Below are 20,320 nucleotides of genomic sequence, written 5' to 3'. Positions count from 1 at the left end.
TCGCGCATGGGTTTGCGTTTAGCGTTTCTTTTTGTTGCGTTTTTTGTGGCCGCGTGCACGACGGTCACCGACCCGCCGCGCGCATCGTATAGCAGTCTAAAGGCCGAAACGCGGCAGGAGCGCGGCGACATTCTGGTCCGCACCGTCGCGGCGCAGCGGCGGCTGCTTGAGATCGGCGCACCGCTTTTGACCGCCAACGCTTCGCTTTGCCCAAGGCGGCGCAGCGTTCCAGGTTTCGAGGTCGTAAGCGATTTCGACATGCCGCGCGCGTTGCAGGACGTGGCGATGGCGCGTGTGCATCTTAACCGCGACGCACGGGTGCTTGCGGTTTTCGCCGGCGGACCGGCGGACCGCGTGGGCGTGCGGACGGGCGACGTACTGGCCGCCATCGACGGCCGCCCGGTGCGCAACGCCGCCGAAGTTCGGGCGCGGCTGCGCCGCAAGCACGACGCAAGGACGATGGGTTTCGGGTTTCTGCGCGACGGCGTCGCATACGACGCACGTATTTCCTTTATCCCGACTTGCGCCTACCGGCTTGTATATGTCGCGGGTGCGCGCGAGATCAACGCCTATACTGATGGCGAGCGGATTTTCGTGACGCAGGGCATGATGGATTTCGCCAACGACCGCGAACTTGCCGCCGTCATCGGGCACGAATTGGCGCATATCGTCATGCAGCACATCCCGAAACAGACCCTCAACCGCGCGGGGATCGAGATCATCGGCGGCGCGGTTACGGGGCTTTTGGGCGTGCTGGACTGGAACGGCACGGTGGCGGCCATGCTTGACGCCTATACCCAGGCCTATTCGGAAAGTTTCGAGATCGAGGCCGATTACGTGGGCGCCTATCTGCTGGCGCGCGCGGGCGGCGACACGGGTGCGATCGCCCCGTTCTGGCGACGCATGGCGGCGGAAAACGGGCTTGATTCCGTATCGCTGCCCGTGGGTGAATTGCGCACCCATCCCGATACGCCAAAACGTTTCGTGGTCATGACGCGCACGGACGCGGAAATCCGCGATAAGATGCGGCATGGCGTGCCGTTGATGCCGGAACTCATGCACGGCTTCGCCTATGGCAAACCGTTCTGGCCGTGGGAAAGCGATGCCGATGCGGACGAGGAGCCGGATGATTCCGACCTCAATCACTGATCCGGCGCCGGTCCTTCCGGACCTCCTTGCTTCTGGACTTGACGTCGTGTTCTGCGGCACCGCGCCCGGCCATATCTCGGCGGCGCGGCGGGCGTATTACGCGCATCCGCAAAACAAATTCTGGCGCATCCTGTACGAGGCCGGTTTTACGCCGGAATTGCTTGCGCCCGCCGATTACGCACGGCTGATTACATTCGGCATCGGCCTGACCGACATTGCCAAGTTCGACCACGGCATGGATTACGAACTTGCGCGCGGCGCGCTGGGAGCGGCGGCGATCGACGATTTGCGCGCGCGCATCGCGCGTTACCGCCCGCGCATTCTGGCGTTCACCAGCAAGACCGGCGGGACCGCCTTCCTGAAAGGTTCAAGACCCTATGGGGTGCAGCCGGAAACCTTGGGCGAAACCCGCATATGGGTCCTACCCTCGCCCTCGCCCGCCGCCATACGCTTTTGGGACGCAGGGCCGTGGCGCGATCTTGGACGAATGATCAAAAAGCGGAGCGGTTAACGGAAAGTCATATCCCCAGCCGAAAAGATTTCGGTTTTGTCCGGATAGACATATGTCCCCGTTTGAGGATCGCGATAGTATCCACCGATCATCAAAACATTGCCGTTTTGCATTTTTACCGCCGAATGCAGCACGCGAGGAAAATGCATGGGCGGCAAGGCTTCGGTTTTACCTGTCTTGGGGTCATAAAGTTCGGCGGCAGACTCGAACACCGCGTTGCCGGCATCATCCCGTCCCATGCCGCCGGTCACCAGCACCTTACCGGAATCCAGCAGGGTTGCCGTATGGCCATAGCGCGCGGTCAGCAATTCGCCGCCAGGTGTAAATTTGCGCGTTTCCGGATCGTAAACTTCTATCGTTTTCAGCGGCATGTCATCCTTAACACCGCCGATCACAAGTACTTTCCCGTTCTTCAAAAGCGTCGCCGTATCCTGTTTGCGCGCCGTTGCAAGGCGCCCCACGGCTTGCAGCGTATTGGTTTCTGGATCCATTACATAGGCGGCATCGAGATATTGCAGTTTTCCATCCTCGGTGGCGATCCCGCCCACAACCAAAACAGTGCCGTCGTTCAGGCGCGTCGCCGTTCCCATGGAGCGCCCGATCGGAAAATCAGGCCCGCGGGTATTTTTCATGGCAACAGGGTCAAAATATTCGCTGGTTTTGATGTAGCCATTTTCGTTGCTGTCCCCGCCCAGCATAAAAATCCGACCATCGCGCAGCATGGCAAAACGTTCGTTATCGCGCGCCTCGGTCAATCGGGGCGCTGCGACGGCTTGGTGCTGCTCCAGATCGAAAATCCAAGCCTCGTCTAGAAATTTCTTGTCGCGATTAAAGCCGCCGGCGACATAGATGCGCCCATCCTTCAATTCCTGCGCAGCGTGCACGAAGACAGGTGTCGGCAAATGGCCAACCAGCGACCAGATGTTGGTTTTCGGATCGTATACCTGAACAGTATCGTCGCCGCCATTGCCACGATCGCCACCCGTTACCAGTACCCGACCATCTGACAGAAGCATTGAAATATGCTGGGATGTTCCCGCGATCATGGTTCCCGGCCTAGAGTCGGCGCTTTGGCTGAAAGCTGTTGCAGCCAAGACAACCGTCAAAGCCGTTAGGATGAAAAATCTTGAGGTCCATTTCGTACGGCCGGTCACTGTATTTTCCTTATTCTCTATTCGTTGCTTTTTGTGCGCACGCGGCTTTCCCGCATGCCATTCGGGGATTATATATGCGCTCCGCCAGTATCAAAACACATCTATCGTGCTGATTCTATTATTTTTGTGCGAAACAGACATGCCGTAATTGACGTTAAAACGCTTTCCCGGTAGTCCTATGCCTTCCGAGATGGAGGGGTGGCAGAGTGGTTGAATGCACCGGTCTCGAAAGCTGATTTCCATATATATTTAACTAAAAAATACAAACAAAACCAACAAGTTAAATATCTTAACTTTTACATATTATACTTACACATGTCTTACACAGTTTCAAATTGTGGAGGTATGTGATGAACATCCAGACGCATTCTTTCATGGACGGTCGTGTCCATGTCTATAAACGCGACAACAGCCGCTATTGGCAGTGCTCCACATACATGAACGGACGCAATCACCGTGTCTCAACGCGGGAGGAGAGTCTTGCGCTGGCAAAGGATGTCGCCACGCAATGGTACATGAGCATGTATGTGGATGCTCGAAGCCAACGGATAGATGATCGCCTCGCCCTTCTCATGCGTAAATCAAACAGATATGCGCCGCATGACCATGCGGCTCCAATGGCTTCAGCCAAACCCAAAAAAGAAACTGGCCCCACGTTCCGTGAAGCTGCCGAAAAATTCATGGGTGAATATCGGGTTATCACCCAAGGCCAACGCAACGAAGCGTGGGCCAAGGATCACGAAAGACGCATCAAAACACACCTGATGTCTTTCTTTGGCGATATGCCTGTATCAACCATCAACGCGGGGCTGGTGCAGGAATACCGCGTGAAACGCCAAACGGATGGCTATAAGGGCCGCAAGCCATCCCGCAGCACTTTGCACCACGAAACCGTTACCCTTCGGCTTGTTCTTAAAACGGCGCATCGATATGGCTGGATACCGCAAGTACCAGACATAGCCGCGCCTTATAAAACTTCAGGCAAGGTAAAGCACCGCGCTTGGTTTTCACCTGAAGAATACAAAGCTCTTTATAACGCCACACGCGAGCGAGCCAAGAACCCGCCCCGTGAAAGAGATCGTAGCGTATGGGAAGACTTCCATGACTACGTTCTCTTCATGGCCAATACAGGGCTGCGGCCTGACGAGGCCGCACGGCTTGAATACAGGGATGTCACGGTCGTGACAGACCAAGACTCAGGCGAACGCCTTTTAGAAATCGAAGTGCGCGGCAAACGCGGCGTTGGATACTGCAAAAGCATGACAGGTGCTATCCTGCCCTTCCAGCGGATGCAGAAACGCCACGGCGGACAACCGACCCAGCGGATTTTCGGCAAGACCCGCCCTGTCCTTATGAACCAAGTGCTGAGCGATTTGAACCTGAAGAACGACCGTGACGGAAATGTGCGTACGGCTTACAGCCTTCGCCATACCTATATCTGCCTGCGCCTCATGGAGGGGGCGGATATCTATCAAATCGCCAAAAACTGCCGTACCAGTGTTGAGATGATCGAGAAATTCTATGCCGCCCATCTTAAAAACACCCTCGATGCCTCGGCCATTAACGTCCGAAAACCTAAGAAAAGGCTTGAAAAACAAGAATAAACTTAAGGTGAAAACACCTTGAAATAAGACTTTTTCCCGATTATAAGTAGCGCCTCAAAAGCGTTCTGCGGACAGGTGGCCGAGTGGTTGAAGGCACCGCTCTCGAAAAGCGGCAAGGGTTCGCGCCCTTCGTGAGTTCGAATCTCACCCTGTCCGCCAGCGTTTGAAAAACCGTTTTCCTCTTTTTTTTCATAGTGTTCTGTCTTAGTGTTTCAATCAGCTAGTGATTGAAACAGGGTAACATGAAGAAGGCATCGTCATCGAGTGGGACTATACAGACGATAAATCGGATATGCTTGTGAAGGGAAAAGAAAGATGGATGCGCTATATTAGAAACAGTAAGGAGCCTCGTCGACCAGTGCGCGGAACTGAATTTATAGGCATTTCTCGAATCGTTCCTGCTTTTGAGAAAAAAGGCTACGGAAAACTCTTCTCTAACAAAAAGAAATACATTGAATCTACGCGCGACACCAAGGTTTGCGAATATCTAACTCGAATAGTTTCAAAGAAGTATAGCAGCGTCGCCTCATATACTCATAAAAACTCCCTTGAGGACAGCGGGCGTCCCCCGGCCAGCGCGGCCAAGCGTTGCTAAATATTGGACGGAAAGCAACGGTTAATAGCGCTCGTATTACTGAAGTAAAATCAGACGATAAAATCAAAGCAGCTTCAGATGAAGCAGTTGAGTTCTTTCGCAAGAAAAGGGAAGCATATGATCCTCGTACAGGACTCAATCTTTATGAGGATGAACGCTTAATAAGGGCACGCGAGTCAATGATTCTCGCTGTGCAAGTCTTTAACAGTCCTAATCTACATTTCAAAACAGAAGTTTTTTCAGTCCTGGCAAACATTGCTTGGACGTATCTTCTGCATGAGTATTACGATCGCAAGGGTGTTGCAGTTGTTGGCAAAGATGGCCGTTCTTTATTGCTTAGCCAAATGATCGAAAGACATGATTGCCCTTTAAGCAAGGGAATGATTAATAATCTAAAAGACCTAATTGATATTAGAAACGATGTAGAACATAAGCTCCTGATGAGGGCAGATAAGAAATTCTTCCCTAAGTTTCAGGCTTGCTGTCTGAATTTTGATAAGGCTCTATGTGAAATTTTTGATGCGCGACTATCACTGCAGCATGAGCTATCTCTGGCGCTCCAGTTTGCAAAATTAGACTTTGAACAAATTACCACTCTGCAGAAATACGATGTTCCAGATCATATTTCTGCATTGGATGCACGACTGGATGCTCGGCTTTCAGATGAAGAACGAGCTGATATTGAGTACCAATTCAAGGTTATATACACACTCGACAATTCTGCAAAAAGCGGTGCCCATATTCAGTTTGTCAAGCCAGGTTCAGCCGAAGGCAAAGAAATCCATAACATTCTAGAAAAACGCGTTCTTGCTGATGACGATTATCCTTTTAAGCCAGCTCAAGTTTGGGCGACTGTAGCAAGGGAAAGTAAAGTTACTTTTTCTAGGAATGACCATACGAAAGCTTTAAGGCTTTACAAAGCACGTCCGACTCAAAAGAGTTCTCAGCCTCAAAACACAGATAAGAAATATTGTATCTATCATAAAGCCCATAAGGATTACACATATTCTCAAGCGTGGGTGGATTTTTTAGTTACACAAGTTAAAAATCCTGATGAACTTGCCAAAATTCGAGCGGTAAAAGTATGGAATAAAAAATAGCCTTATTAAAGGAAAACGCTTTATCCTTTAGTAAGCGTGTTTCTAATTAAAGGGTGGCTTTTAAGAGCGTTGCAAAATAATATCCGAAATGCCCGCCATTGCCCGTCTTGACTATATCAGTCCTGAAAATTTGGATATTCCTTCATGACAGCTTGCAAGGCATAGGTAATACTACGGGCTGCCGATACGAAAGCACTAAATTGATAACCAAACTCATTATAGTCATGAAAAGATTTGTGCTTTAGCCCTTCAAGAAAATAATCAGCTTCAGCCACCTTGTCTGCAACGATATAAAACCCACGCGCGGGGAATTCAAATTTTTTTGAAGTCATTTAATCCCTCTTTTATCCAGCTAATAGAAATTGAATATATTGAAATTTCTATGCTGTATTAATGCAAGCAGTTGTTGTTGGATACACGCTGAACTACTCCGTTTTTTCGATCAGCATGAGGCACCAAGAAGCTTGATCGCATGATGCGCACTGCGCGTTCGGCGATTTCTATGCGCCACTACCCCGAGATCACCGCCGATTCCCAGTTGCCGGAAAGAGCCGTTTTGTCCTAAATGGCACAGCAGAATGTCACAAAATCAGCCATAGAAGCCATATCACGGCGAGGCGAAAAACTGCGGGAGCAAAACAAAAATGACCATTTTCTCTCCGAGCAGTGAGCCGATCGTCACACTCATTGAAGATATTGACCGAGGCAAAATCGGGTTACTGATTAAACACCAACGGGATTGCACGAAAACAAAACCTTAGCGATCATAGCGCTACAGCAAAAATATAGCGCTAATCCCTATCGGGCATGATCCGCTGGATTTTTGATACAATCGATCAATCCCTATCGTCCTTTAATTTTTGGAATTCTTACCGCAGCGAAGACGGGTTCGGTTTTTTCCAGCAAACTTTCTTCACTCGGATACAAAAAGGCCGGCGGATTCCGCCGGCCTTGGCATTCGTCAAAAGAAGCCTTATTCAAACGCCGCGCCGGGCGCGAGGCCGAGTTTTTTAAGGATTTTGACCAGCGGGCAAAACCCCGTGAAGGACGCCTGAAACAGGTTGAGGCCGACAAAGGCCGTAAGCAACAACCAGCCGGGACCGAACATATAAGCAAGCAGCGCCGATGCCAGCGTCATCACGCCCGCGAAGCGGAGCACCGCTTTGTCGATATTGGTTTTGTTTGCGCCCATGACGGTCATCCTTTTTGGGGTTCGACGATTTTTTTGAGTTTGCGCAGGCCAAGAAGCTGGAGGCCCCAGCGTTCATAGAACGGCTCGGCCGTACCGCGGCGGATCTTATAGACGAAGAAACGTTCAAACAGATATTTGGCCCAGTGGACCCATTTTCCCGCCGACGACCAGTTGAGATTGCGCGGCGGCAATTGCGGCTGGGCGACGAAGGCTATGCCACGGTCACCGAAATCGGCCAGGCAGACCGCGTTCCATGTCGCCTGCGTATTCATCGGCAGGCCGCGCAGCACGCGGTCGATGTTGCGCGCGGTGGCGGTGACCATGGATTCGATCATGAAGCCGGTTTTGGGCACGCCCACCGGCACCGGAGTCTTGCCCTGCGGCGCGATCGCGATGCACACGCCGATGCCGAAGACGTTGCGGTAAGTCGGGTTGCACTGATACCGGTCGACAAGCACGAAGCCGCGCGGGTTGGTCAACCCTTCGATGCCCGCAACCGCCGGCACGCCACGGAAGGCGGGCAGCATCATGGTGTATTTCGTCGCGACCTCGTGCGTGCGCAGGACGTCGCCGTTATCGCCCACTTCCTCGGCCAGAATCTTTCCGTCCTCGAAATGCTTGATCCGGGCGCTGGTGATCCATTTGATGTCGCGGTTGCGCATCTGGCTTTCCAGCAGGCCCTTGGTGTCGCCCACGCCGTCGAGGCCAAGATGCCCGACATAGGGTTCGGAGGTGATGAAGGTCATCGGCACGCGGTCGCGGATTTCGCGTTTGCGCAGCTCGGTATCGAGCACGAAGGCGAATTCGTAAGCCGGGCCGAAACATGATGCGCCCTGTACCGCGCCGACCACGATGGGGCCCGGATCGTCGGCGAATTTTTTAAAGGCATCGTATGCCTTTTCCGCGTGATCGATATGGCAGATCGACTGGGTGAAGCCATTGGGCCCGAAGCCCTGAATCTCGTCAAAGGCGAGATCGGGACCGGTCGCGATCACCAGATAGTCGTATTTGACCAGCGAGCCGTCTTCGAGCGTGATGGAATTCTCGGCCGGGTTTACGCGCTTGGCGCCTTGCGGATAATAGGTGATGCCTTTTTTGCGCATCACGTCCTTGAGATTGACGTCGACATGCTTGCGTTCACGCCAGCCCACCGCAACCCATGGGTTGGACGGTACGAAGTGGTAGCTGTAACCCTGGCCGATAACGCTGACCCGGTCACCCTTGCGCAGATGCGCGCGCAATTCGTACGCCATGATGGTGCCCCCAAGACCGGCACCCAGAACGACAATCTCAGCCATGATGATCCTCCTTATTCGTTAACGGACGTCCGTCGTCCCTTAGGATGACGTAAATTGCGGGAATTACCAAGACCGTCAAAATGGTCGAGGAGGCCAGACCGAATAAAAGCGAGATGGCCAACCCCTGAAAAATCGGATCGGTCAGAATTGTAATCGCGCCGATCATCGCGGCCAGTGCGGTCAGCATGATCGGCCGGAAACGCACGGCCCCGGCCTCCAGCAGCACGTCGCGCAGGCTTTTGCCCGCACCCGCGCCGTGGCGAATGAAATCGACCAGAAGGATCGAGTTGCGCACGATGATACCCGCCAGCGCGATGAACCCGATCATCGATGTCGCGGTGAACGGCGCATGAAAAAGAAGGTGCCCCAGTATGATGCCGATGAAGGTCAACGGAACCGGCGTGAGAATCACCAGCGGAATCTTGAAGCTTTTGAACTGCCCCACCACCAGCACGTAGATGCCAAGCAACGCCACGCCAAACGCGATGCCCATGTCGCGGAAGGTGACATAGGTGATTTCCCATTCGCCGTCCCACAGCAAGGTGGGCTTCGATTCATCGGTCGGCGCGCCGTGGTATTTTATTACCGGCTTCGGCACATCGCCCCAATCCGCCTTGTCTATCACCTTTTCCGCATCGAGCATTCCATAGACCGGGGCTTCGAACGCGCCGGCCAGTTCGGCCATCACCATGTCGGCGTAACGCCCGTTATGGCGGAAGATGACGGGCGAGCCCAGTTCGTCGCGCACGCGCGTGACATCGCCAAGTTCAACCATAGCGGCACCGGCCTTGGCCGGGGCCAGCGGCGTGGTCGCAAGCTTCGTACCCCAGACAAGATCATGCGCGGGCTGGCGAATATCGATCTGCACCGGATTGCGTCCGCCGCCGCGCTGCGAATACCCGACAGGCACGCCGCCCAACAGCATCTGGATGGTATCGTAAACGGTGTTTTGCTCCAGCCCATAGAATTCAAGCCGGTCGGGGTCGATTTCGATATGCAGGCGCGGCGGCTGCACCCCGAAGGAATTGTCGATATCGACCATATAAGGCACCTGCCCGAACGCCTTTTGCGTGCGTTCGGCCACCGCGCGGCGCATGTCCGCGTTTGGCCCGTAAATTTCCGCGATCACGGTGGACAGAACGGGCGGGCCCGGCGGCACTTCCACCACCTTGAGCGGCATATCCTGAAGCACCGGGTCGGCCTTCATGCGCGCGCGCAGGTCGAGCGCGATTTCGTGGCTGCTGCGCGAACGCTCGCCCTTGGGCAGAAGATTGATCTGCATTTCGCCCTTTTCCGGCGACTGACGCAGATAGTAATGCCGCACCAAACCGTTGAAGTTGAAGGGCGCGGGCGTGCCCGCATAGGTCTGCAGAGAAACGACCTCGGGGATTTCCTTCGCGACTTCGGCGGTCCGGTCGAGCGCGCGCTCCGTATCCTCAAGCGCGCTGCCCGCAGGAAGATCGGCAATAACCGCAAGTTCTGATTTGTTGTCGAAGGGCAGCAATTTGACCGTCACGCCGCGCGTCGCGAACAGCGTCATGGATAAAAGCGTCGCCGCGCCAACACCGATCAGGAAAAGGATGGCGACGCGCCGGTCGCGCACGATGGGCGTGGCGAAACGGCGGTAGAGCGCACCAAGCTTCCCCTCGCCGTGATCGGCGTGGTTTTCGCCCGCGGGGAAGCGTTTGGTCACCTTCATCATCAGCCACGGCGCGATGGTGACCGCGACAAAAAACGAAAACAACATCGCGACCGAGGCATTGACCGGGATCGGCGCCATATACGGCCCCATCAGGCCCGATACGAACAGCATCGGCAACAGCGCCGCGACCACGGTCAGCGTCGCGACAATGGTCGGGTTGCCGACTTCGGACACCGCGTCGATCGCGGCCTCGATTTTCGGACGCCCGTCCTTCATCGCCCAGTGGCGGGCGATGTTTTCGATGATGACGATCGCGTCGTCGACCAGAATCCCGATCGAAAAGATCAACGCGAACAGGCTGACGCGGTTGATGGTGTATCCCATCATCTTGGCGGCAAAAAGGGTCAGCAGAATGGTCACGGGAATAATGACCAAAGTCACCGCGGCTTCGCGCCAGCCGATGGAAAACCCGATCAGGACGACGATAGACAGGGTGGCAAGACCAAGGTGAAAAAGCAGTTCGTTCGCCTTTTCATCCGCAGTGTGGCCGTAATTGCGCGTGACCTCGATATCCACGTCCTTCGGCAGAAGCGTGGATTTAAGGGTGGCGAGGCGTTCGAGGATGTCGTCGGACACCACCACCGCGTTCGCACCCGCGCGCTTGGCGATCGCGACACTGACGGCAGGAACGGATTCCTGCCAGTTTCCGTCCTGCGCCTTGTGCCGTGTCATCACGCGCTGTTCCAACGGCATGGTTCCGACCACGACATCGGCGACGTCGCGCACGTAGACCGGGCGGCCGTCATAGGTGGTGAGTTGCAGCAATCCTGCGTCCGGAATACCGGTCAGGGTCTGGCCCGCAAGCACGGTCGCGGTCTTGCCGTCCGCGCGCACATAGCCGGGGGAGATCGCGCTGTTGGCCCCTTTGAGCTTGGCGACAAGTTGTGGCAAGGTGATGCCGTATTCGGCCATTTTGTCCGGTTTCGGCTCGATCCTGATTTCGGCGGGGTCGCCGCCGGACACGTAGGTCAGGCCGACATTGTCGACCTTTACCATTTCGGCCTTCAACCTTTCGGCAAGATCGTACAACGCGCCGCGGTCCCAATGCGTGGCGGCGCCGGGGCTGGGCGAAAGCGTCAGGACCACGATCGCAACGTCGTTGATGCCGCGCCCGACGATCAGCGGTTCAGGAATGCCGATCGGAATGCGGTCGGCGTTGGAGCTCATCTTTTCGTGCACGCGCAAGATCGCGTCCTCGGCCCGGGTGCCGACGATAAAGCGCGCGGTGACCATGACGCGGTCGTCCTGCGTCTGGCTATAGACGTGTTCGACGCCGTTGATGCCCTTGACGATTTCTTCCAACGGCTTGGTCACCAGTTCGACCGCGTCCTGCGCTTTTAGGCCGTCCGCGCGCACGGAGATATCGACCATCGGGACGCTGATCTGCGGCTCCTCCTCGCGCGGGATGGTGATCAGCGCGATCATTCCGAAGACCAGCGCCGCGATCAGCATCAGGGGCGTGAGCGGCGCATTGATCGTCGCGCGCGTCAGGCGGCCCGAAAGCCCAGAATCCCTGTGTTCGCTCATGGACGCACCACCACGTCGCCGGCTTTAAGACCTGAAAGAATCTCCGGTCCCTCCGGCGTCGTCTGGCCCAGACGGACCGGCGCCTCGATCATCTCGCCCGACGGGGTTTTGACGCGCACGAAGTCCATGCCGAAACGGTGCGCGACATAGCCCGCAGGAACGGCAATCGCCCGGCGGGAGTCAACCGCGATCCAGACGCGGACGCGTTCGCCCACGAAATAATCGCCGATGCCCTTGACCGACGCGTCGGCGCGCACACGACCGTCGTTTATTTCCGGATAGACCTTGACGATCGTGCCGGTGGGCGCGGCGGCGGCGCTGACCTCAGGCGCGTCGAGCGTCACGGTGTCGCCTTTATGGACATAGCGCGCATGGCGTTCGGGGATTTCCAGACGCAGCACAAAATCGCCTTCCGCCACCGTGGCCAGCGCTTCGCCCGGCATCACCACCGTGCCAGCGGTCACCGGCACGCTCAGGACGCGGCCCGTCACCGGCGCGAGCACCCGGCCTTCAGCGATCTGGCGGGACAGCACCTCGCGCTCCGCGACCAGCGCCTTGCGCGAATTGAAGGCGACGTCATAGGCACTTTGCGCCTTGTCGAGCGAGGATTGCGAGGCCGAGCCCGAAGGCACCAGCGCCTTGACGCGACCAAGTTCGGTGCGGGACTGGGTGATCTGGGCATCGGTGGCGGCGATGCGGGAGTCGAGCCCGCCGATCTGAAGCGCGATCTTGCGATCGGCAACGACACCGAGGACCTGCCCCTGTTTCACCTCGTCCCCCTCCCTGACCGAAAGGGTGGCGATGGTGCCGTTGATGCGCACGCGGGCGGGGACGACGTTGCGGCTTTCGACCGTGGCGAAGACCGCCTTCTGATCGTGGATCGACCATTCCCTGACCGTATATTCCGGTGCGAGGACCTGCGCGAGCGCGGAGGCGGGCAGCAGAGCGAGAAGCAGCAAGTATAAGGCGAAACGTTTCATTGGCAGTTTCCACAATAGGTATCGTACAAATACTGTATCACCGCACGCGCCGGAGCGGAATCCAGACGATAATAAACCGTCTGTGCCACCTTGCGCGAGGTCACCAGACCTTCGCTGCGCATCTTGCCGAGAAACTGTGAAACCTGGGACTGGCTGGCGCGGCCGTCTTCGGCGTCGACGATGTCGCCGACGCTGAGTTCGCCGCGATGCAGCAGATTGCACAAAATCGACAGACGCACCGGATGCGCCAGAAGCTTGAGCAGACCCACCGCCTGCATCAGGTTTTCGTGTCTTTGGGGTTTGGGTTTGCTTCGTCTGGCCATGTCTTACATTCCTTAAGCCGAATTATCTGTGATCCGGAGGCAGTTGACTTTAGCACGCCGCACTTATATGACTAGATTATTATTTTATAACATAATAATTTAACTTCCGGTAAATCCGGCAAAAGGACCTTCATGTTTTTTATGGCAGCGCACAAAACAATCCGGGCCAGCGACTTGACGCCCGAATCCTGCAAGAGTGCCACAATCCTTGATGTCCGTACCAATAAGGAACATGCGGACGCATGCCTTGACCTGCCGCATATCCACATCCCGATGGACGAAATTCATCCGGAATCCCTGGTGCACGACCACGGGCTGGCCAAGGACGCCAAACTGTATATCCTGTGTCTGGCAGGCAAGCGCGCGGTCGCAGTCGCAAGCCAGTTGACCAAGGCCGGATACACGGACGTGCATGTGATCGAAGGCGGGTTGATGGGGTGTCAGGCCTGCGGCCAGACGATCAAAAAAGGCTGACGGTCAAAAAAGGCTGGGGCAAAACAACGCAAGGAAACGAAAATGAGCAAGGAATTTCCATCGATCATCGCGGATATCAGCGCCTATTCCAAGGAGCTGCGGCAGATCATCCCCGACACGATGACCGGCTTCACCCAGATGGCGAACGCCGCGCTGAAGGCCAACGCGCTGGATGAAAAAACCAAGGAATTGATCGCGCTCGCGCTCGGTGTCGCCGGACATTGCGACGGGTGCCTCGGCTATCACGCCAAGGCGCTGGTGCGGCTTGGCGCAACGCGCGAGGAAGTCGCCGAAACGCTTGGCATGTGCGTATACATGGGTGGCGGCCCGTCGCTGATGTACGCCGCGGACGCCCTGCGCGCCTTCGACCAGTTCAAACAACAAGCCTGATTAACAACAACCCTGAAAGGTTCAAACATGAAACAGAATGTTGGAAATATCGACCGCGCACTGCGCATCGTCGCGGGCGTCGTCATCATCGGCGTTGGCATCTACATGAAAAGCTGGTGGGGCGCCGTCGGCATCGTTCCGCTTGGCACCGGGCTGGTCCGCTTTTGTCCGGCTTACCTGCCGCTGGGTCTTTCGACCAAGAAGGGCTAATCGCCGGTTACGTAGTCGATCGCCAGAATTTCCAGCGTTTCGATTCCGCCGCCGGTGCGCAACTCAACCCGGTCGCCCTCGCGTTTCTTCATCAGCGCGCGGGCGACGGGCGACTGCCAGTTGATCTTTCCATGGGCCATGTCGGCCTCGTCGATGTCGACCAGTTTCACCGTCTGTTTCGTGCCGTCGGCGCGCGCATAGGTCACCGTCGCGCCGAAGAACACCTGTTCCAGCGTCTGCTGGCGGCGCGGATCGACGATTTCCACCTTGTCCAGACGCTTGGTCAGATAGCGCACGCGGCGGTCGATTTCGCGCAAGCGTTTCTTGTTGTACAGGTAATCGCCGTTTTCTGAACGGTCACCGTTTCCCGCCGCCCAGGACACGATTTCGACGATGCGCGGGCGCTCGTCCTTCAGCAGAAAACGCAATTCCTCGCGCAGCGCAGCGGCGCCTTCCGGCGTCATGTAATTTTTCGTGCCGGGAGGCAACGGCGGCGGTTCGTCCGGACGTTCGGCGTCCTCGACCTCGGTCTCCTCGCTGGTGAAGGCCTTGCTCACAGCTTCGCGCCGCGTTTCTTCAAATCGTCGATCAGCGCCGCGACCTGTTTTTTCGAGACTTCGCGCAGCGCGCCTTCCGGCAGGTCGCCCAGCCGGAACGGCCCGTATTGAAGGCGGATCAGGCGGTTGACCACGCAGCCGAAATACTCCATCAGCTTGCGGATTTCGCGGTTTTTCCCTTCGGTCAGGGTGATGGTGTACCAGGTGTTGCGCCCGGTGGGCGCGCGGTCCTCGGTCACCTTCGCACCCTTGTACCTGACCCCGGCCACGGTGACGCCGCGTGCCAGACGCGCGATGTCGTCGTCCTTCAGGCGGCCATGGACGCGGATGCGGTAAACGCGTTCAAGCGCGGTGTCGGGGTGCATCATCGCCTGCGCCAGCGGCCCGTCGGACGACAGCAGCAGCAATCCTTCCGAGTTGACGTCGAGGCGGCCCACGGTCATCAGGCGTGGCAGGCCGGATTGTTTAAGACTGGGCAGTTCGAAGACGGTTTTACGTCCCTGTGCGTCGAAAGTGGTCACCAGCACGTCGAGCGGCTTGTAGACCATGAACAGGCGCGGCAACGGCCTTGTTTCAGCCGAAACGGGTTTGCCGTCGACACAGACTGCGTCCCCCTCCTCCACCGGTGTGGTGACCGTGGCAGGGACGCCATTGACGGTGACACGACCATCAGCGACGAGGCGCTCAGCCTCACGCCGGCTGCCGATACCGGCCTTTTGCAAAAAGATGTTCAGACGCATGGGGTGCAGAATAGCATGTAAGCATCAGATGATGGAATCCCCGTCAGATATGTATCCGTCAGGGGATACGATCGACGGCCATGCCGGGATTGAGATAATCGAAGACGGTGCGCGACGATGTGCCATCAATCAGCCCGCCGGAGAGGACTGGATTTTCAAATAAAACGCCGTTCTGGAAGACCATGTCGACACTGTAGTTATAGCCGGTTTCGTGAGTCTGCATCCGGATAGGCGAAGCAAAGCCGACATCTTTCTTGGTGTTGCGGAAATTCATACGATAACCGTAAAGCGAGTCGACAAAGGCGCGGGTCTCGGCCCGTTCAGCAGGACCGGAGATCATCTGGACCGCGCTGCCGCCATACAGGGCGCTGATCACTTCCGGACGCGAAAGGCGGGTCAGGCTATCGCGGTTGCGCCCGATAATCGCAAAAACCTGGGATTCCCCCATGCCGGGGACCAGCTGATCGATGCGGGTACGGAAATCGTCCGCGCCCTTGAACGCCTTGCCGTTGACGCTTTCCGTGCCGCCGGGCACCGGAAAACGGGCGCACCCGCCCATCAAAAGCGCAAGGCAAAGCAGCGGCACAAGCCAGCGTTTGTTCATGGATTTAGTGTACCATTTCTACGCACTAAACGCATCAATGTTCGAGCTTAACTTATCTCGATCTCGAATGTTTCGGCGTTTTGATGGCCGGAGGGCACGGTAGACATGGAAGGCGCTTCGTCAAGCGCCAACTCCGGTTGGCGGACCGTCGGGCACTTCAAGAAATATCTGTGCAGCGTATCGCGGGTAAAAGGCTTGGTGATAAAGGCCTTGGCCCCCGTACGCACCGTATTCATGACGTTGTCGCGGTTGCTGTCGGCGGAAAGCATCACCACATAGGCTTCCGGATCGGCCTGCATCAAGCGGGCCAGCACGTCCTTGCCGCTGCATCCCGGCAGGTGGATATCCAGAAAAACCATGTCGGGATTGCTGCGCAGATAGGCAGACATCACATCAGCGCCGTTCGACACTTCAACGATTTTTGCCTGCGCGCCCAGCCATTTTTTTACCAGAAAGCGAATAAAGGTATTGTCATCAGCCACCAGAACAACGTTATGTTCGCGGTCCTTGCGGTCAATGGCGGCCTGGCGCGGCTCTGGATTCCTCATGCTGAGACTCTAACCACATATCCGGCGGTTTCATTACGCGCCCATCACGGAAGCCGGAAAAACCCGCCAGGCGCTTTTTTATATATTACGGAAAAGCGCCTAAGATGCGGTGAATTTTCCCTACAATTCTATCTATTTGCTGACCCGCAGGTTGGAGAGAGAATCCCCGATCTGGCGGAACGCCTTGTGCAGTTCGTCGCTATCGGGCGAGTCGAAATAATAATCCGCCTGGCTGGCGCAATTGCGCAGCAGGTTCTGGATGCTCGTACCCGGACTACCGAAAGCGATCGTATAGACGATGACGTTGTTGTTCTTCATCTGGGTACAGACGCTGGAAAGGCGCGTATCCAGTTCATCGACCGCGGTGTTTTGATCGGTAGTGCCCAGACGCCCGTCGGACAGGTACCAGTACGCACCATGACTGGAGCTGCTGATAGTATTTTCGCCGTCAGTCATGATCACCACCGCCTTGTTCATGCGCGGCGTGTTGTAATCGAGCGGCAGGTCGTTTTCATCCATCTCGCCCCCCCACAGGCCGCGCCAGTTCGGGCTTAACATACGCCAGCCCCAGACCGCGCCGGTGACGATGTGAGTGTTGCCGCGCGCCTCCATATTATCGATCGCCGTCAGCACCGCGCTCTCGTCCGAGGTCAATCCCATGCTGGATTGCGGACAGTATTTATTCGGTCCGTGGGTGTCGTCGATCGTGTAAGTCGTCGTGGTCTTGCCTTTTTTGGTCGTCGTTTTGATCCAGTTGTTGTTGCCGTCGTCGGGCCAGTAATACGGTTCAAAACTACCGGAAGACGGCGGCGAGTCGGTGGTATCAAGACTGCTCAGCCGCGCATCGACGCATCCCGCCCAGCTGTCCGGGCCCCAGTTTTTGGCGGCGATAGATCCGGTGGTCAGCCAGCTTTCGTGCTGTGTTCCGATATTCACCGCCTGCGAGAAGGGGACGACGCCGATCCAGAGATGCTGTTGGTCATTGGTGCCGTCGCCGAACAGGGTGCCGACCATTTCCGAGGCCGCATCCTTAAGCGCGCTTAGCCGCGTGCCCGCCATCGACCCGGTGTTATCGAGCACCAGCGCCAGTTCAAGCCCGCTTGTCGCGCGGGTGATTTCGGTTGATGCATCGATCGGCACCGTATCGATGCCAAAATATTTCATGAAGGTGGTTTCGATATGTCCTGTGGCCGTGACGGTGATCACGTTGGTGTCGGGGTCGTATTGCGGATCAATATCGTCGATCGTCGCATCAAGATAATTGTTGAAGTTGACGTTGAGATATTTGTTCACTTCGGTATTCAAGTCTTGAGTACTGATGCTGGCCCCTGCGGCAAGCCCCGCGGCGTCGAGCGCACTTGATAGTTTCGATTGCGCGAGCTGCGCGCGCCCGATATCGACCGCAAGGCCTGCGGTACCCAGCATCGCGATGATGCCGAAGGTCGCGGCGACGACCATGCTGCCGCCCTGCCTCGCTTTACCAAGCAAATTGTTTTTTCCGTTCCTACGCATGACACACACCATCTTTTTTATCTTTTTAATTCGGCGCGGTGGTCAGCGCGCCGAAGCGCGGCTTGAAGACCGCGGTTTTATAGTTTTCACGTGTACTTAAATAATCCTCCGAAAACGGGGGCGTGTAGTAATAGAAAACCTCGGCGACGATGACATTGTCCTCGTCGTTCAGGGTGAAGCCGTCCGGCAATGTCGCCGGTTCGCCCGGATCACCGATCAAACTGTCGCGCGGCAAGGTGCCGCCGCCCGCGTATTGCCAGCGCACAACGGGGCCGTCATCCGGGTCCTGATAGACCGATGAGATGATCACCCGCCCGAGCTCGCCGAATTCGTACGGTTCCATGATTTTGGTCGCGGCGGTGACGATATCGGAAAGATCGGCGTTGGTAACGGCGGTTTGCTGTGCCGTCACGTCCGCAACGGTATAGGCGACGCGGTCTAGCTTCTGGCTGAACAGGACGAAGCGCGTCGATTCGTAAATACCCATCACCAAAAGCAGCAGAATGGGCAGCAGGAACGCGAATTCGGTCGCGGCCACGCCGCGTTCGTCGGATAGGATATGGTGCGCGTTTCTAACCACCGAAAGGCTCGTTCTTTACGACAAAACGGGATGAAATCTCGGCCACCCCATCCTGACCGAGCGAGTCGGTCAAATAGGGCGTCATCAAATTCCAGGGATAGGAAATGGTATAGACCGTGACCTGCCCCGCGGTGCCGGGGCCGGTCACCCCGCGGTCCATGTCGTACTGGCCGTTGCCATTGATGTCGGTATAATTTTCGCCGTTGTCGCGCACGCCGTTGCCGTTGGCGTCGATAAAGGGTTCGGGTTCGCCGACCGAGGAGAAGTCGTCGTAGGATTCGCTTATGATCGAAAGCCTGTCCGGGTCAAAAAATATGCCTAATCGGTCGGCCATCGCAGCGCGGATCGTTTCCTCGCGCGTCATGCCGGATTCGACATAGCCGGTCTTGCCCAGACGCGAAACGGAAAATGTCGCCCCTTCGAGCGCGGATTGCACGAAAAGATACATGCTCAGTTCGATCGATCCCATGATGATCGTCACAAGCACCGGCAGCAGCAGCGCGAATTCAATCGCCGTGACCCCGGATTCATCGGTGCGAAAAACGTTTTTCATCGTGCCCACAATAGATTCGCGGAAGTCTTTAATGCTCCCGTTCTTTATTAATTGTATGGCGCACCGCTTTAAGAGAAGTTTAAGAAAGGCGTTTTATCCGCCCGATTTTCTTGATATGATTCGTGCCGAGCAGTATTCGCTGCATTCTTAACTTACCTTTAATTCGCTTTCGATAGCATTAACCATAACGCCTGAATTCACGTGAGTGCAGGTTACAAACACAACAAGTGGGCAAAAGGAGTCTTTCATGCTGAAACTTTTGGCAAAAATTCAAGCTTTCCGTTATGACGAGCGCGGCGCGACCGCGATCGAATACGGCCTGATCGCCGCCGGGATCGCCGTGGGCATCTCGGTCGTCGTGTTCGCCTTCGGTGACGACCTCGCGAGCCTGTTCACCGACATGTCGACCAAAGTGCAAGAGCGTCCGTCCTAAGGCCGGATCGCCCAGAAATCAGGGCCCACGCCTTCGGGCGTGGGCCTTTTTCATGAGCCGCTATTATTCTGACGGACCCCCTAATGGCCGACATATTACCCGTGGTTTCACTTACGCTGCGCTGTGCCGTCATGGCTTTGGTGCTGATCGCGGCCTGGGAAGATGTGCGCCATATGCGCATCCGCAACGACATTTCGCTGGCGGTCGTGCTTTTATTCGTACCGATGATTTTTCTTCTGCCCTTCAAACTCGCTGGCGCACATGTGATCGTGGCGGTCGTGTTTCTGGCGGCAGGCGCGGCGATGTTCTTCGCGCGACTGATCGGCGGCGGCGATGCCAAGCTGATCGCGGCGCTGGGGCTTTGGCCGCAACTGACGCAGATCGGCAGCTTTCTTTTGATCATGACGGTTTGCGGCGGGATTCTGGCGCTGGCGGGCATCGGCCTCAAGCGCGCAACCTTTACGAAAAATATTGCCGAAAAAATGCCGGTGGATGGCTGGATCCCGGCGCTCGCGCGCGGGGAAACCGTGGTACCCTATGGCGTTGCGATCGCTGTCGCGTGCGCGGCCACGCTGTTTCGATAG

General features: G+C 56.4%; 23 protein-coding genes and 1 tRNA gene. 10 read left to right on the top strand and 14 right to left on the bottom strand.

The genetic code is table 11. The features are described 5' to 3' along the window. The first annotated feature begins 6 nt into the window (after window positions 1-6). Window positions 7-1,149 (top strand): M48 family metalloprotease, encoded by a 1,143-nt coding sequence (locus tag H6866_07600; GenBank protein USO07282.1) that lies wholly within the window; start codon window positions 7-9, stop codon window positions 1,147-1,149. After that, window positions 1,127-1,660: a mismatch-specific DNA-glycosylase gene (locus H6866_07595; protein USO07281.1), complete on the top strand. Its 534-nt coding sequence runs from the start codon at window positions 1,127-1,129 to the stop codon at window positions 1,658-1,660. The genes H6866_07600 and H6866_07595 overlap by 23 nt, the downstream gene beginning before the upstream one ends. On the opposite strand, the gene H6866_07590 is transcribed toward H6866_07595, so the two are convergent. After that, a complete protein-coding gene (locus H6866_07590) occupies window positions 1,657-2,814 on the bottom strand; it encodes a hypothetical protein (protein USO07280.1) in 1,158 nt (385 codons plus the stop codon). The genes H6866_07595 and H6866_07590 overlap by 4 nt on opposite strands. Before the next feature lie 350 nt (window positions 2,815-3,164). Here H6866_07590 and H6866_07585 point away from each other — a divergent pair, with 350 nt between their 5' ends. From H6866_07585 to H6866_07575, 3 genes are all read left to right on the top strand, one after another. Continuing rightward, window positions 3,165-4,418, top strand: a complete 1,254-nt coding sequence (locus H6866_07585; protein USO07279.1) for a site-specific integrase — start codon at window positions 3,165-3,167, stop codon at window positions 4,416-4,418. Window positions 4,419-4,487: 69 nt separating this feature from the next. Further along, window positions 4,488-4,577 (top strand) — tRNA-Ser (locus tag H6866_07580). A gap of 615 nt (window positions 4,578-5,192) precedes the next feature. Continuing rightward, window positions 5,193-6,113 carry a DUF3644 domain-containing protein gene (locus H6866_07575; protein ID USO08624.1) on the top strand — a complete coding sequence of 307 codons (921 nt, stop codon included), beginning with the start codon at window positions 5,193-5,195 and terminating at the stop codon, window positions 6,111-6,113. Between the two features lie 116 nt (window positions 6,114-6,229). Here H6866_07575 and H6866_07570 read toward each other — a convergent pair whose 3' ends face one another. The 6 genes from H6866_07570 to H6866_07545 all read right to left on the bottom strand — a co-directional run bounded on the left by H6866_07570 (window position 6,230) and on the right by H6866_07545 (window position 13,135). After that, window positions 6,230-6,445 carry a hypothetical protein gene (locus H6866_07570; GenBank protein ID USO07278.1) on the bottom strand — a complete coding sequence of 72 codons (216 nt, stop codon included), beginning with the start codon at window positions 6,443-6,445 and terminating at the stop codon, window positions 6,230-6,232. 641 nt (window positions 6,446-7,086) lie between these two features. Then, entirely contained in the window at window positions 7,087-7,305 is a 219-nt protein-coding gene (locus tag H6866_07565) for a DUF2892 domain-containing protein (protein ID USO07277.1), read from the bottom strand. A gap of 5 nt (window positions 7,306-7,310) precedes the next feature. Continuing rightward, window positions 7,311-8,603, bottom strand: coding sequence for an NAD(P)/FAD-dependent oxidoreductase (locus H6866_07560; protein ID USO07276.1), 1,293 nt, complete (start codon window positions 8,601-8,603; stop codon window positions 7,311-7,313). Next, window positions 8,596-11,832 (bottom strand): efflux RND transporter permease subunit, encoded by a 3,237-nt coding sequence (locus tag H6866_07555; GenBank protein USO07275.1) that lies wholly within the window; start codon window positions 11,830-11,832, stop codon window positions 8,596-8,598. Before H6866_07555 ends, H6866_07560 begins: the two co-directional genes overlap by 8 nt. Continuing rightward, window positions 11,829-12,818 carry an efflux RND transporter periplasmic adaptor subunit gene (locus H6866_07550; protein USO08623.1) on the bottom strand — a complete coding sequence of 330 codons (990 nt, stop codon included), beginning with the start codon at window positions 12,816-12,818 and terminating at the stop codon, window positions 11,829-11,831. The genes H6866_07555 and H6866_07550 overlap by 4 nt, the downstream gene beginning before the upstream one ends. Then, a complete protein-coding gene (locus tag H6866_07545; GenBank protein ID USO07274.1) occupies window positions 12,809-13,135 on the bottom strand; it encodes a helix-turn-helix transcriptional regulator in 327 nt (108 codons plus the stop codon). The genes H6866_07550 and H6866_07545 overlap by 10 nt, the downstream gene beginning before the upstream one ends. Window positions 13,136-13,276: 141 nt before the next feature. Here H6866_07545 and H6866_07540 point away from each other — a divergent pair, with 141 nt between their 5' ends. Genes H6866_07540 through H6866_07530 form a run of 3 tightly spaced genes read left to right on the top strand, consistent with a single transcriptional unit; the run spans window position 13,277 to window position 14,209 of the window. Next, complete coding sequence (locus tag H6866_07540; GenBank protein ID USO07273.1) at window positions 13,277-13,609, top strand: rhodanese-like domain-containing protein; 333 nt, start codon at window positions 13,277-13,279, stop codon at window positions 13,607-13,609. A 42-nt stretch (window positions 13,610-13,651) separates the two neighbouring features. After that, window positions 13,652-13,999 carry a carboxymuconolactone decarboxylase family protein gene (locus H6866_07535; protein ID USO07272.1) on the top strand — a complete coding sequence of 116 codons (348 nt, stop codon included), beginning with the start codon at window positions 13,652-13,654 and terminating at the stop codon, window positions 13,997-13,999. 27 nt (window positions 14,000-14,026) lie between these two features. Beyond that, complete coding sequence (locus H6866_07530) at window positions 14,027-14,209, top strand: DUF2892 domain-containing protein (GenBank protein USO07271.1); 183 nt, start codon at window positions 14,027-14,029, stop codon at window positions 14,207-14,209. On the opposite strand, the gene greB is transcribed toward H6866_07530, so the two are convergent. The 7 genes from greB to H6866_07495 all read right to left on the bottom strand — a co-directional run bounded on the left by greB (window position 14,206) and on the right by H6866_07495 (window position 19,303). Beyond that, complete coding sequence (gene greB / locus H6866_07525) at window positions 14,206-14,766, bottom strand: transcription elongation factor GreB (GenBank protein USO07270.1); 561 nt, start codon at window positions 14,764-14,766, stop codon at window positions 14,206-14,208. The two genes, H6866_07530 and greB, sit on opposite strands and share 4 nt — an antisense overlap. Beyond that, window positions 14,763-15,506 (bottom strand): rRNA pseudouridine synthase, encoded by a 744-nt coding sequence (locus tag H6866_07520; protein ID USO07269.1) that lies wholly within the window; start codon window positions 15,504-15,506, stop codon window positions 14,763-14,765. Before H6866_07520 ends, greB begins: the two co-directional genes overlap by 4 nt. Window positions 15,507-15,564: 58 nt before the next feature. After that, a complete protein-coding gene (locus H6866_07515; protein ID USO07268.1) occupies window positions 15,565-16,110 on the bottom strand; it encodes a hypothetical protein in 546 nt (181 codons plus the stop codon). Window positions 16,111-16,157: 47 nt separating this feature from the next. Further along, complete coding sequence (locus tag H6866_07510) at window positions 16,158-16,658, bottom strand: response regulator (protein USO07267.1); 501 nt, start codon at window positions 16,656-16,658, stop codon at window positions 16,158-16,160. A gap of 132 nt (window positions 16,659-16,790) precedes the next feature. Further along, a complete protein-coding gene (locus tag H6866_07505) occupies window positions 16,791-18,146 on the bottom strand; it encodes a VWA domain-containing protein (protein ID USO07266.1) in 1,356 nt (451 codons plus the stop codon). A 49-nt stretch (window positions 18,147-18,195) separates the two neighbouring features. Continuing rightward, window positions 18,196-18,750, bottom strand: a complete 555-nt coding sequence (locus tag H6866_07500; protein ID USO07265.1) for a pilus assembly protein — start codon at window positions 18,748-18,750, stop codon at window positions 18,196-18,198. Next, on the bottom strand, window positions 18,743-19,303 hold the full coding sequence (locus tag H6866_07495) for a pilus assembly protein (GenBank protein ID USO07264.1): 561 nt from the start codon (window positions 19,301-19,303) through the stop codon (window positions 18,743-18,745). Before H6866_07495 ends, H6866_07500 begins: the two co-directional genes overlap by 8 nt. A 247-nt stretch (window positions 19,304-19,550) precedes the next feature. Between H6866_07495 and H6866_07490 the strand changes: the two genes are divergently transcribed. Next, the gene (locus tag H6866_07490; protein USO07263.1) at window positions 19,551-19,736 is read left to right on the top strand and encodes a Flp family type IVb pilin; all 186 of its coding nucleotides are present in this window, start codon (window positions 19,551-19,553) and stop codon (window positions 19,734-19,736) included. A gap of 83 nt (window positions 19,737-19,819) precedes the next feature. Then, window positions 19,820-20,320 carry a prepilin peptidase gene (locus H6866_07485; GenBank protein USO07262.1) on the top strand — a complete coding sequence of 167 codons (501 nt, stop codon included), beginning with the start codon at window positions 19,820-19,822 and terminating at the stop codon, window positions 20,318-20,320.

This window comes from Rhodospirillales bacterium (genome assembly GCA_023898805.1).
GTDB lineage: Bacteria > Pseudomonadota > Alphaproteobacteria > Micavibrionales > UBA1664 > UBA6145.
The sequence above is the reverse complement of the archived record's forward strand: the minus strand, read 5'-3'. Positions and strand labels throughout refer to the sequence as shown.

Coding starts and splice junctions, on each gene's coding strand:
- H6866_07535 (USO07272.1), top strand. CDS start 13,652: ATGAGCAAGGAATTTCCATCGATCATCGCGGATATCAGCGCCTATTCC.
- H6866_07575 (USO08624.1), top strand. CDS start 5,193: ATGATTCTCGCTGTGCAAGTCTTTAACAGTCCTAATCTACATTTCAAA.
- H6866_07585 (USO07279.1), top strand. CDS start 3,165: ATGAACATCCAGACGCATTCTTTCATGGACGGTCGTGTCCATGTCTAT.
- H6866_07495 (USO07264.1), bottom strand. CDS start 19,303: ATGAAAAACGTTTTTCGCACCGATGAATCCGGGGTCACGGCGATTGAA.
- H6866_07560 (USO07276.1), bottom strand. CDS start 8,603: ATGGCTGAGATTGTCGTTCTGGGTGCCGGTCTTGGGGGCACCATCATG.
- H6866_07570 (USO07278.1), bottom strand. CDS start 6,445: ATGACTTCAAAAAAATTTGAATTCCCCGCGCGTGGGTTTTATATCGTT.
- H6866_07565 (USO07277.1), bottom strand. CDS start 7,305: ATGGGCGCAAACAAAACCAATATCGACAAAGCGGTGCTCCGCTTCGCG.
- H6866_07540 (USO07273.1), top strand. CDS start 13,277: ATGGCAGCGCACAAAACAATCCGGGCCAGCGACTTGACGCCCGAATCC.
- H6866_07545 (USO07274.1), bottom strand. CDS start 13,135: ATGGCCAGACGAAGCAAACCCAAACCCCAAAGACACGAAAACCTGATG.
- H6866_07595 (USO07281.1), top strand. CDS start 1,127: ATGATTCCGACCTCAATCACTGATCCGGCGCCGGTCCTTCCGGACCTC.
- H6866_07515 (USO07268.1), bottom strand. CDS start 16,110: ATGAACAAACGCTGGCTTGTGCCGCTGCTTTGCCTTGCGCTTTTGATG.
- H6866_07485 (USO07262.1), top strand. CDS start 19,820: ATGGCCGACATATTACCCGTGGTTTCACTTACGCTGCGCTGTGCCGTC.
- H6866_07555 (USO07275.1), bottom strand. CDS start 11,832: ATGAGCGAACACAGGGATTCTGGGCTTTCGGGCCGCCTGACGCGCGCG.
- H6866_07530 (USO07271.1), top strand. CDS start 14,027: ATGAAACAGAATGTTGGAAATATCGACCGCGCACTGCGCATCGTCGCG.
- H6866_07600 (USO07282.1), top strand. CDS start 7: ATGGGTTTGCGTTTAGCGTTTCTTTTTGTTGCGTTTTTTGTGGCCGCG.
- H6866_07510 (USO07267.1), bottom strand. CDS start 16,658: ATGAGGAATCCAGAGCCGCGCCAGGCCGCCATTGACCGCAAGGACCGC.
- H6866_07520 (USO07269.1), bottom strand. CDS start 15,506: ATGCGTCTGAACATCTTTTTGCAAAAGGCCGGTATCGGCAGCCGGCGT.
- H6866_07490 (USO07263.1), top strand. CDS start 19,551: ATGCTGAAACTTTTGGCAAAAATTCAAGCTTTCCGTTATGACGAGCGC.